Origin of the sequence: Micromonospora sp. NBS 11-29 (genome assembly GCF_002140155.1) — a bacterium.
Taxonomy (GTDB): domain Bacteria; phylum Actinomycetota; class Actinomycetes; order Mycobacteriales; family Micromonosporaceae; genus Micromonospora.
Genome location: NZ_NAPR01000012.1, coordinates 119494 through 130518 on the forward strand (window position 1 = coordinate 119494; position 11025 = coordinate 130518).

Sequence of the window (11025 nt, forward strand, 5' to 3'; positions counted from 1 at the left end):
GCTCCCTTCTCGTGATCAGTGCCGCAGGGCGGAGCGCAGGATCCGGGCGAGCCTGCGGACGTTCTCGCCGGTCAGCATCGTGACGTGGTTGCCGGGCACGAGGCGGATGGACAGATCCGCACAGTGGTCCTCCCAGCCGAGCCCCGGCCGACCGTGGAACCGGTCCGACTCGTCGTAGGCCGTTCCCCGGCCGAAGCCGGCGTCCCCGGCCCGGAGCACGGCGACCGGGCCGGCGTAGGGCCTCGGGCGGTAGCGCTGGACGGCCTCGACGCAGTCGCGCATCAGTGCCACCGGGTCGCCCCCGCCGTCGCCGCGCAGCCAGTCGGCGATCTGCGTCAGTTCGGCGAGGTACGCGTCGGCGTCCACCGGTTCGGCGGTCGTCGGCGCCGGCAGAGGCACCGGCTCCGGCGTACCCGATCCCCCGGGCCGGCCGGCGTGGTCCGCCGCGGCGGTCCGGTCCTCGAACACCGCCCGCAGCCGGTTGGCGAACGATCCCTCGGCGTCGGCGTCCGTCAACTCCCCCGTCGGGGCTCCCGCGTCCACCATGACCACCAGCGGCGGGACCGCACCGGCCGCGGCGACACGTTGCGCCATCTCGTAGGCGATCACTCCCCCGCCGGAGAAGCCGCCGAGGACCAGCCGCTCTCCGGCGTCGAGGACCGGGCGCAGCGCCGCCACGTAGACCTCGGCGAGCTGCTCGGTCGACATCCGGCGTGGCTCGGCGTCGTCGACGCGCGGATCCCGGATGCCGATGATCTCCTCGGGTCCGTCGTAGTGCCGGGCGAGTGGGGCGTAGCAGGCGACCTGGCCACCCGGCGGATGGACCAGGAAGATTCGCCCCGCGCCGGGATGTCCGGCCGGCCGCAGTGGGACCAGCACGGAGTCCTCGGTGTCCCGGACCGGACCGACGGAGATCAACTGGGCCAACCCGCCGGCGGTGGGGTGGGCCAGCAGGTCGTCGAGGCGCAGCGTACGGCCGGTGTGCTCGGCGAGTTCACGCAGCAGCTTCATGGCCAGCAACGAGTGACCGCCGGCGTCGAAGAAGTTGTCGGCGGGCGCCACCTCCACCGGGCCGAGGACCGCCCGCCAGGCGTGCCGCACCTGCTCGGCCGCGGGGCCCTCGGGCCAGCGCTGCTGTTCGTCGGCCGGCGGGCGGGGCCGCGGCGCCATCCGGGCCAGCGCCGCGTCGGGCACCGGGTCGAGCACGTCGGCCACCGTCGTCCGCTCGTCGCCGCGCTCCGGGAGGTCCCGCAGCAGCCGCGCGCACTGCTCGACCAGCTTCACCGCCTCGGCGTCGGCCAACCGCGCCCGGTCGTGGACGACGGCCAGCACCAGCCCGCCGTCGCCGTCGCGGTAGGCGAGCAGGCTGATCGGGAAGGCGGTCTCCGAACCCGCCGAGTCCGGCAGTTCCACCCGTACGTCCCGGGCCGCCAGGTCGGCCTCCAGCCCGGCCCGGGAGCGCGGGTAGTTCTCGAAGACGACCAGGCTCTCGATCAGCGGCTCACCGGCCGGCCGGCCGCTCCACTCGTGGATCTGGGCGGTCGAGACCCACTCGTACGACGCCAGGTCCAGGACCCGGTCGCGCACGCCGGCGAGCAGCTGCGGCAGGGTGGTCGTCGGAGCGACCTCCAGGATCACCGGGAGCGCGTTCATCAGCAGGCCCGGGATCGACTCGACACCGTCCAGCGCGATCGCGCGGCCGGAGACGGTGATCCCGAAACTGACGGGCACCGCCGCGCTGCCCCCGGCGGCGCGGCGCAGCAGGAGCGCCCACGCGGCGTGCACCGCACTGCTCTCCGTGGCGGCCCGGGCCGCCGCCCAGCCGCGCAGCCGGTCCGCCTCGGTGGGGGTTAGTCGCGTCTGGACCCGGCCCGAGCCGCGCTGCCCGGTGGGGTCACCCGGCAGCGCCGGCCGCACGGCCAGCGACGCCGACGGCAGCGCTCCCGACCAGTACCCCCGCGCGGCGGTGGTGTCCTGGCCGTGCAACCAGCGGGCGTAGTCGCGCAGGTCCGGTCGCCGTTCCCCGGCCGGCAACGCGCCGTCGGCGAGGTAGGCCCGATAGAACTCCTGGATGAGCAGGGAGACACTCCAGCCGTCCAGCAGGGCATGGTGGAACGTCAGCAGGACCCGCGTCGAGCCGGTGGCCTCGGTCGGTCCCACCCGGTCGTCGTCGAGCAGGGTGACCCGCAGCAGACCGGGCCGGCGGAGGTCGAATCCCCGCCGCCGGTCGCGGTCGAGCAGGTCGTCCCAGCCGGTCGCGCCGGCCGGCAACCGGACGATCTCGGGCAGACCGTGGTCGTGCAGGACGAGTCGGGGACCGTCACGCCAGTCGAACGCGGCCCGCAGCACCGCCTCCCGACGGAACACCGACCGCCAGGCGGCGGTGAAGCGGTCGGTGTCCAGCGGGCCGTGCCAACGCCAGAAGAGTTGTTCGACGTAGCGACCGTCCGCCTGGTGCCCCAACGCGTCCAGGAGCAGGCCGTGCTGCTGCGGGGTGACCGGGAAGCTCTCCCGTCCCCCGTCGTCCGACCGGTCCGGTCCCGGTACCGCGACGGTCGTCCGGCCGGGTGCGGACACCTCGGCGGCGGCGACCGCGTCCGGGCTGACGCCCGCCAGGGTGGTCAGCGTCCAGCGGAGCTGGGTCACCAGCGCGTCAACGGCGTCGGCGTCCAACCCGTCGGCCGGGCTCGGCACCCAGGTGAGGCCGGCCCGGAGGCATCCGTCGTGGATGATGCCGTAGGCCTCCACGCCGTACACCCGCTCGCAGCGGGCCGAGTGCTCGCGCGGGATGGGCCGCCGCGACATCCGGTAGCGGCCCGAGGGGCTGAGCTGGTCGGCCTGACCGTAGTAGTTGAAGCAGGCCAGCGCGGGTGGCAGGTCGCGCAGGGCGGCGCGCAGCGCGTCGTCGGCGGCGTACTCCCGGCAGGCGCCGAAGCCGACGCCGCCGTCCGGCACGGCGGCCATCACCGGGCCCGCCTGCGCGAGATAGCGTTCGGGGGACTGCGCCCGGTCGGCGGTGATCACCACCGGATGGATCGAGGTGAACCAGCCGACGGTGCGGAACAGGTCCTCGCGGCCGTGCCGGCCGTGTGTCTCCACGTCGAAGGTGACCGTCGAGGTGCCCCGCCATCTCGCCAGGGCCTGCGCGAACGCGCCGGCCATCAGCGCGTGCACCGGCAGACCCAGCCGCTGCGGCAGCAGCCCGATCAGCCGGTGCGTGGCGGTCTCGTCGAGGACGAACTCGACCCGACGGATCTGCTGCTCGTCCGGGGCCGGGGTGGTCAGCAGCAGGGTCGGTGCGGCGGTCCGGTCCGCGGCCACCGCCCGCCAGTGGTCGGCCTCACCGGGACGGGCCGCCACCGCGGGCAGGCCGGCGACCCACTCGTCGTACGGGCACACCTCGCCCGGCAGGTTCGGCAGGGCGCCGTCGGCCAGCGCGTCGAGGGCGTGTTCCAGGTCCTCCAGCAGCACCCGCCAGGAGACGCCGTCCACCACCAGGTGGTGCACGGCGATCAGCAGCAGGTCACCGCCGCCGTGGCGGTCGTGCGCCAGCAACGCCCGCACATGCACGCCGGCGAGCGGGTCGAGGCTGCCCTCGACCGACTCCAGGGCGTCGTCGAGTTCCCCCTCGCTACCGAACGTCACCTCCCGGAGCACCTCCCGGGGCGGGTACGCCGCGAACGGAGCGCCCGGGAGCATCCGGCCCCGGCCGTCGGGGTCCTCGAACCGGGCGGACATCGCCGGGTGGGCCATGACGACGGACTGCAACGCGAGCCGGAGCACCGCCGCGTCGACCGGGCGGTGCAGCTCCAGCAGCACGGACTGGTTCCACTGGTGCCGGTCGGTCCGGATGTGGCGGAAGAACCAGGCCTGGACCGGGGCCAGCGGAGAACCGGACCGGGCCGGCCCCCCGGCGGCGCGCACCGGGGCCGGTCCCTCGTCGACGGGGGGCGCGGCGGTCCGGTCGAGGTGCGCCGCCAGGTCGGCGAGCACCGGATGCCGGTAGAGGTCCCGGGTGGACAGGGTGTATCCGGCCCGACGCAGCCGCGACACGAGTTGCATCGCCAGGATGGAGTCCCCGCCGCTCTCGAAGAACTGCGTGTCGTGGCCGTCCTGGCCGAGCAGGTCGACCCAGATCGCCCGGAGCACCGGCAGCGCCGCCCCCGCCCGGCCCGGCGGCACCGACGGCGGTCGGGGCGCGTGGACCTCCTCGGGCTCCCCCGGCGGGTCCGCCGCCAGCCGGGCCAACGTCCGGCGGTCCGTCTTGCCGTTGGGCAGCAGCGGGATCCGGGCGGCCGGGCTGATCCGGACCGGCACCATGTAGCTCGGCAGCAGGTCGGCCACCCGGCGTCGTACCTCGACCGGGTCCAGCGTCGCCGGCACGACATGGGCGACGATCTGCACGCTGCCGTGGGCGTGCCGGACGACCTGCACGCTGGCGTCCCGAACGTCGTCCAGGGAGAGCAGCGCCGCGCGTACCTCGCCCAGCTCCACCCGGTTCCCGTTCACCTTCACCTGGTCGTCGAGGCGGCCGAGGTGGGTGAGGGCGCCGTTGGGCAGCAGCCGCACCAGGTCGCCGGTGCGGTACACCCGGCCCGGCCGTCCGTCACCCAGATCGAGCACCCGGTAGCGTTCGGCGGTGCGCTCGGGATCCCCGACGTAGCCGTCGGAGACGGTGCTGCCGCCGATCCACAACTCGCCGGGCGCGCCCGGCGGCAGGAGCCGGTGCGCGTCGTCGAGCACGTGGCAGCGGACGTTGTCGAACGGGACGCCGATCGGCACCTCGGCCCGCCGGGTCCAGAACGTGGTGTCGCCCCGTGCCCAGGAGAAGACCGTCGAGTAGGAGGTCTCGGTGGGGCCGTAGGCGTTGTGCAGGCGCGCCGGGTGCGTCGCCTCGAACGCCAGGCGCAGATCGTTCGGCAGCGACTCGCCGGTGCTGACGACGGTGTGGACGGTCCGGTTCGCGGGAAAGGCCGCCGATTCGAGCAGCAGCCGCAACTGCGACGGCACGACGTGCAGCAGGGTCACCCCGTGCCGGTCGAGCGTCTCGGCGAGCAGGTCCGGGTCGCGCTCCGCGTCCGGTGGCGCGACCACGAGCCGGGCGCCGGCGACCAGGGCCACCAGCATCTCGTGCGCGCTGACGTCGAAGGTGAACGGCGCCTTGAGCAGCATCGCGTCGTCGGGGCCGACACCGAAGTGACGGATCGCCGCGAGCACGTCGGCGACCAGCGCCCGGTGGCTCAGTTGGGTGCCCTTGGGCAGCCCGGTGGAGCCCGAGGTGTAGAGGACGTGCAGCGCGCTGTCCGCGTCCGGCCCCGTCGGCTCGGTCGTCGACGACCCGGACCCGGACAGCTCGTCGAGGCGCAGCGGCACGAGCATCGGCAGGTCGGCGGCGGCCCCGTCGTCGTCGACCAGGACCGTCGTGATCGCGCTGTTGGTCACGATGTGCCGACGGCGTGCCTCGGGATGGGTGGGGTCGAGCGGCACGTACGCGGCTCCGGCCCGGATCACCGCGAGGATCGCGGCGACCGCGTCGTCGCTGCGCGCCAGCATCATGCCGACCCGGTCCCCCGCGCGCACGCCGTGGCGGGCCAGGCCGTCGACCAGCGCGTCGACGCGTTCGCCGAGTTGCCGGTAGGTCCAGCGCCGCCGGCCGAACTCGACGGCGACCCGGTCGGGCTGCTCGGCGGTCCGCTGCCGCAGCAGGGTGTCAATGTCGGTGTCGGGGATGGTGTGGTCGGTGGCGTTGAGCCGGTCGAGGGCGGCCCGGGCGCCGGGTCCGATCCCGTCGAGGTCGGCGACCGGGCGGTCCGGGGTCCGCACCAGTTGGCCGGCGAGCGTGAGCACATGCTCGCCGAACGCCTCGGCGCTGGCCGCCTCGATCCGGTCGGCGTCGTACTTCAGCCATCCCCGCACCCGTCCCCGGCTCTCGTGCAGCTCCAGGGTCAGCAGTCCCAGGCCCGGGGCGACCACGTCCTGACGCCAACGCACGCGCAGGCCGTCGGGCAGCGCCACCCCCTCGTCGGCGGCGGCCGACCGGTCCGCCCAGCTCTGCATGACGAAGGTGCAGGTGAACGGCGCCGCCGCGGCCGGACCCGCGTCGGGCATCAGTCGGGCGATGCGCGGAAACGGCAACCGCGAGTGATCCACGGCGCGGGCCAGCTCGGTCTGCACGGCGGTCGCGAACTGGGCGGCGCTGCGGTCCGCCTGCTCGGGCGAGCGGACCAGCAGGGTACGGACGAAGTACCCCACCGTGCCCGCGAACCGTGGGTCGCCGCGATGGCCCACGGGGACACCCACGGTGGGCGCGGACTGCCGCGAGTAGGTCGCGAGGGCCTTGAGATAGGCGGCGAGCAGGACCGCGGAGGTCCCGACCCGATGGGTACGGGAGAAGCGGCGGATCTCCTCGGACAACCCGGCGTCGAGGTCCACCGCGACGCTGCCCTGCCGGGCACCGGGGGGCCCGCCGCCACCGGGCGTGTCCAGTGGGAAGTCGATGGTGGTGTCGGCTCCGTCGAGTCGCTCACGCCAGTACGCTTCCAGCGCCGCGACGTCCCGGGCCGGGTCCGTGGCGGCGCGCTCCGCGACGTACTCGGTGAAGTCGGCGGGGGCCTCGCCCGGGATGTCCCCGTGCTGGTAGGCGGCGACCAGGTCGGCGAGGAGGAGCGCGGTGGACTCCCCGTCCACCACGAGATGGTGCACGACGACCAGCAGGGTGTGGTGCGTGGGACCGTGCCGGTACAGCACGGCGCGCAGCACCCCGTCCCGTTCCAGGTCCAGCTCGCGGCGGGCCTCCTCGCGCAGCGCGGCGTGGTCGGCGGCGGGCGCGGTCCGGTGCGCCAGCGCCGGCGCCCGGCCCGGCCTCAGCTCCAGCTCCGGCAGGTCCCCGTCGTCCACGACCCGGGCGGAGAGCACCGGATGCCGCGCCACCAGCAGGAACAGCGCCCGTTGCAGGGCCACCGGGTCCAGCGGGCCGTCCAGGTCGAGCACGAGCGGGATCTGGTACGGCGACGCCCCGGGGTCGGCACGGTGCTGGAGCAGCAGTCCCACCTGCTCCGGGGTGAGAGCTGTCCGGCGGGTGGGCTCGGCCCTGTCGGCGACCGCGGTGCGCAGCGCCGAGGAGAGGTGGCGGTTCATCGAGTCTCCTGGATCGATCCGGGCGGAGGGGCGGCGGATCGGCGGTCAGCCGGTCCGGTCGGCGACGAAGGCGGCGAGACGATCCAGGCCGAGGACGATCTGGTCGGGCGTGAGCAGGCTGTAGGAGAGGCGAAGCTGGTGGAGCCCGCCGGCACCCGCGTAGAAGTGGTGCATCGGGGTCCAGAGCACGCCGAAGCGGCGGGCCGAGTGCTCCAGGGCCGCCTCGTCGGCCCGGAAGGGCACGGTGATCACGGCGAACATGCCGCCGGCCGGGGTGTTCCAGCTCACCGGCGTCGACCCGGCCGGAAATCGGTGCGCGAGCCCGTCGAGCAGGGTACGGAGATTGGTGCGGTAGACCTCGGCGGTCCGCGCGCTGGCCCGCTCCATGCTGCACCCGTGCTCCACGAGCAGCCCGCCGATCACCGCCTGCGCGATCGACGACGTGTTGAGCGTCAACATGCTCTTGAGCTTGGCCAGTTCGTCGGCGAGGGTGCCCGCGCCGGCGACCGGCTGGTCGGCCACGACGTAGCCGATCCGGGCGCCGGCGAACGCGGTCTTCGCGAAGGACCCGACGTACACCACGTTGCCGTGCCGGTCCAACGACCGCAGGGTCGGCGGGCGGCGACGACCGTCGTGGAACATCGAGTACGGGTTGTCCTCGATCAGCAGCAGGCCCTCCCGCTCGGCGACCCGCAGCAGGCGGCGCCGGGCGGGGACCGGAATCGTGGCCCCACCCGGGTTCGCGAAGTCCGGGACCACGTAGCAGGCCCGCGGTCGTCGTCCCTCCGCCCTGGCCCGCCGCACCTGGACCACCAGGTCGTCCACGTCGAGGCCGTCGGGTCCCTCGCGGACCGGACGCACCTCCATCTCCACCAGACGGGCCGCCCCGCTGAAGCCGACGTACGTCGGGCGGCCGGCGAACACCACGTCGCGGGCGTCGCGGCGCAGCGCCCGCAGCACCAGCACCATGGCCTCCTGGCAGCCGGTGGTGACGACCACGGTGGCCGGGTCCACGGTCAGGCCCTCGTCGACCCGCAGGTGCTGCGCCACCAGCTCGGTGATCGTGCCGTTCGTGTCGCCGTACTGGAAGAACGTGCGGTTGACCTGTTCGGGGGTGAACCGACGGCGCTCGACCAGGTACCGGGCGAAGGTGTCCAGGTAGTGGTGCAGCAGGTCGAGCTGGTAGTGACCCTCGTACGGCCGCCCGGCGGCGAACGAGACCGCGTCCGGGTAACGGCCGGTGATCTCGTTGAGCAGGGTCATCGACATCAGCACCGGGTCGGTGAGCGAGGCGTGCAGGTCCGGCAGGCGCAGGCGGTTCCCGGCCGCCGGCGCCGGCGCGGCGGCGTCGAGCAGCCGGGTGGGCCGGTCCGGCACCAGGCTCATGACCCGGCACCGTCCATGGCCTCCACCAGGCTCCGCGGCCGCATGTCGGTCCACATCTCGGCGATCCGGTCGAGCGCGCTCTGCCGATCGGTGGCCGGCACGCGGACCGTCCAACCGGCCGGCACCTCGGCGAAGGAGGGCCACAGCGAGTACTGGCCCTCGTCGTTGACCAGGACGAGAAAGGTGCCGTCGGCGTCCTCGAACGGATTCGTCATGCTCGTGCTCCTCACCATCGGCGGAACTGCCAGTGCCCACGACCAGCCTCGGATCGGGTGCTGTCAGCGTCCTGACGCCGGGCTGACGGCCGGGCCGAGCGCGGACAGGAGTTCGGCCACCACCGGCGCGGGATCGGACACCGGGTGGAAGTGGTCGCCCGGGAAGACGCGGTGGACCGTGGCGCCGGTGGTGACGAGAGCCCAACCGGCGGCTTCGGCGGCCGTCAGCTCCGGATCGTCGTGACCACGGTGGACCGTCACCGGGGCGCGCAGGGACGCCCCGGCCCGCGGCCGGTACGTCTCGGTGAGGCGGTAGTCGGCGCGCGCCACCCGCAGCAGCAGGGCGCGGAGGCTGTCGTCGTCGAGGACCGGCTGCGGTATCCCACCGAGCCTGCGCATCTCCGCCAGGAGCGCCGCGTCGTCGCCGCGGTGGAACCCGGTCGGCCGTACGAGGTGGGGTGCCGGCATCCCGGACGCGGTCAGCCGTAGCGGCCGACGCCCGAGCCGCTCCCACCACAGCGCGGCCTCGAAGGCCACCAGCGCCCCCATGCTGTGCCCGTAGAGCGCGAACGGCCGGTCCAGCAGGGGCAGTGCCGCGCGGGCGGCGGCCACGGCCAACCGTTCCAGGTCGTCGGCGAGCGGCTCGGTCATCCGATCGGCATGGCCGGGATACTGCGCCGTGCACAGCTCGACCTCCGGTGGCAGGAGGGCGTGCCAGGGCCGGTAGGCGGTGGCCGGCCCGCCGCCGTACGGGAAGCACAGCAGCCGCACCCGGGCGGTGGGGCGCGGGTCCGGGCACCGCCACCAGGCCCGGGTGTCCGCCGGACGGGCTGCCGTCGGGTGGGTCATGGGGGCGACCTCCGGGGTCCGGGGGCGGGGCTCAGTCGCGTCGGCCGTCCTGCCGTTCCCGGTTGCGGCCGGTCCAGGTCCGTTCGAGGTTGGCGATCAGGTCCGGGCTGTAGAGGCGGTACGACTGCTCCAGGGCGTACTTGGCCATGTACTGGCGGAACACCTCGACCGGCTCCACGCCGAGGGTTAGCACCCGCCGGTTGGCGGCGACCGCCGGATTGTCCAGGTGTTCGGCGGCCCGCCGGACCGCGTCGTCCATCGCGTCGACGGGTGCCGTCTCGTCGCAGAGCAGGGCCGCCTCCGGTTCGCCGACGTGCAGCCGGCGGCCCCAGAAGATCATCTGTCGGCTGAGCCGGCCGCCCATGAGCCCGGTCAACCTCAGGTTCGCCACCCCGGGCACCAGGCCCTCCGTCATCGCCGGCAGACTGAACCAGGCGTCCTCGGCCGCCACCACCCGATCGAGGACGGGCAGGATCTGCAGGCCACCGCCGATCGCGAAGGAGTCGACGGCGCCCACCCACGGCTTGTCCGTCGTCGGCCACCACCGGTCGCCCATACCGTCGTCCTGGTAGAGGCCACGGGCGAACTTGGCGATGTAGCCGACCTCGCGACGGATCAGGAAGCCGAGCAACGAGATGCACCCGTTGTAGAGGTGGGTCAGGTTGATTCCGGCACTGAACACCCGACGCCCCCGGTACGCCGGATGGGACATGGCCGCGCCGCGCAGCACGCCGACGTGGCTGGCGTCGTCGAGCAGCACCAGGTCGGTCGCCGTCTCCAGCGCCTCGACCGCCGCGTCGTCCTCGGCGTTGAGGTAGGCGTCGTTGCACAGTTCCAGGTAGGCGATGCCGTCCCGCCGGGTGACCGTCGTCAGCTCCAGGTCCGCCCGGCCGGTCCGGCGGAACTCGGGTGCCGCCGCCGACGCCCGCGCGGTCGGCAGGAGCATCGAACGCAGCAGGTGCGACCCGGCCCGGGGGGAGTCGAGCAGGGCGTGCAGGAACAGCCCCTGGTCGATCTCCCAGCCCTCCTTGTGCCGCTGCGCCAGCCGCGCCTCGGCCGCGATCCGCTGACGGTCGGGCACCAGTGCGGGATACCGCTCGGCGGCCAGGTAGGTGAGCTGGTCGACGCGCAGATGGCCGGTCAGGCCGTCGGTGAGATCGTCGTAGAGCGCCTCGACGTGCCGGGCCAGGAAGCGGCGGCGCAGGAGGCGGGCCCGCCGGTGGAGGGCGTCCACGGCGCGCTGCTGGTCCTCGCCGCGCTCGGCGCGCGGCGGCAGCACGTCCACGTCGTTGACCATCGCCGCCAGCCAGTCGGTGGTCGACCGCCGGTCGACCGCGAAGTCGCCGGTGAGCGCGGGTGGGTCGCCGGTCCAGGTGGCACCGCGACCAGCGGCGGCGGGGGTCAGTATCTCAGTGGATTGCATAACGGTCATCCGATC

At 74.2% G+C, this 11025-nt stretch carries 5 protein-coding genes; all 5 read right to left on the reverse strand.

Features of this window, described 5'->3' with window-relative positions:
* Window positions 1–15 precede the first annotated feature (15 nt).
* Window positions 16–7137, reverse strand: a complete 7122-nt coding sequence (locus B1205_RS15320; protein ID WP_089156234.1) for a non-ribosomal peptide synthetase — start codon at window positions 7135–7137, stop codon at window positions 16–18.
* A gap of 45 nt (window positions 7138–7182) precedes the next feature.
* On the reverse strand, window positions 7183–8523 hold the full coding sequence (locus B1205_RS15325; protein WP_089156235.1) for an aminotransferase-like domain-containing protein: 1341 nt from the start codon (window positions 8521–8523) through the stop codon (window positions 7183–7185).
* On the reverse strand, window positions 8520–8738 hold the full coding sequence (locus tag B1205_RS15330; RefSeq protein WP_089156236.1) for an MbtH family protein: 219 nt from the start codon (window positions 8736–8738) through the stop codon (window positions 8520–8522). Before B1205_RS15330 ends, B1205_RS15325 begins: the two co-directional genes overlap by 4 nt.
* 63 nt (window positions 8739–8801) lie before the next feature.
* A complete protein-coding gene (locus B1205_RS15335; RefSeq protein WP_089156237.1) occupies window positions 8802–9587 on the reverse strand; it encodes a thioesterase II family protein in 786 nt (261 codons plus the stop codon).
* A gap of 31 nt (window positions 9588–9618) precedes the next feature.
* Window positions 9619–11010: an enoyl-CoA hydratase/isomerase family protein gene (locus tag B1205_RS15340; RefSeq protein ID WP_217809803.1), complete on the reverse strand. Its 1392-nt coding sequence runs from the start codon at window positions 11008–11010 to the stop codon at window positions 9619–9621.
* Window positions 11011–11025 lie beyond the last annotated feature (15 nt).

What these genes read in the sequence shown, in the direction of transcription:
- B1205_RS15320 (WP_089156234.1), bottom strand. Translation starts at nt 7,137, where the DNA reads ATGAACCGCCACCTCTCCTCGGCGCTGCGCACCGCGGTCGCCGACAGG.
- B1205_RS15325 (WP_089156235.1), bottom strand. Translation starts at nt 8,523, where the DNA reads ATGAGCCTGGTGCCGGACCGGCCCACCCGGCTGCTCGACGCCGCCGCG.
- B1205_RS15330 (WP_089156236.1), bottom strand. Translation starts at nt 8,738, where the DNA reads ATGACGAATCCGTTCGAGGACGCCGACGGCACCTTTCTCGTCCTGGTC.
- B1205_RS15335 (WP_089156237.1), bottom strand. Translation starts at nt 9,587, where the DNA reads ATGACCCACCCGACGGCAGCCCGTCCGGCGGACACCCGGGCCTGGTGG.
- B1205_RS15340 (WP_217809803.1), bottom strand. Translation starts at nt 11,010, where the DNA reads ATGCAATCCACTGAGATACTGACCCCCGCCGCCGCTGGTCGCGGTGCC.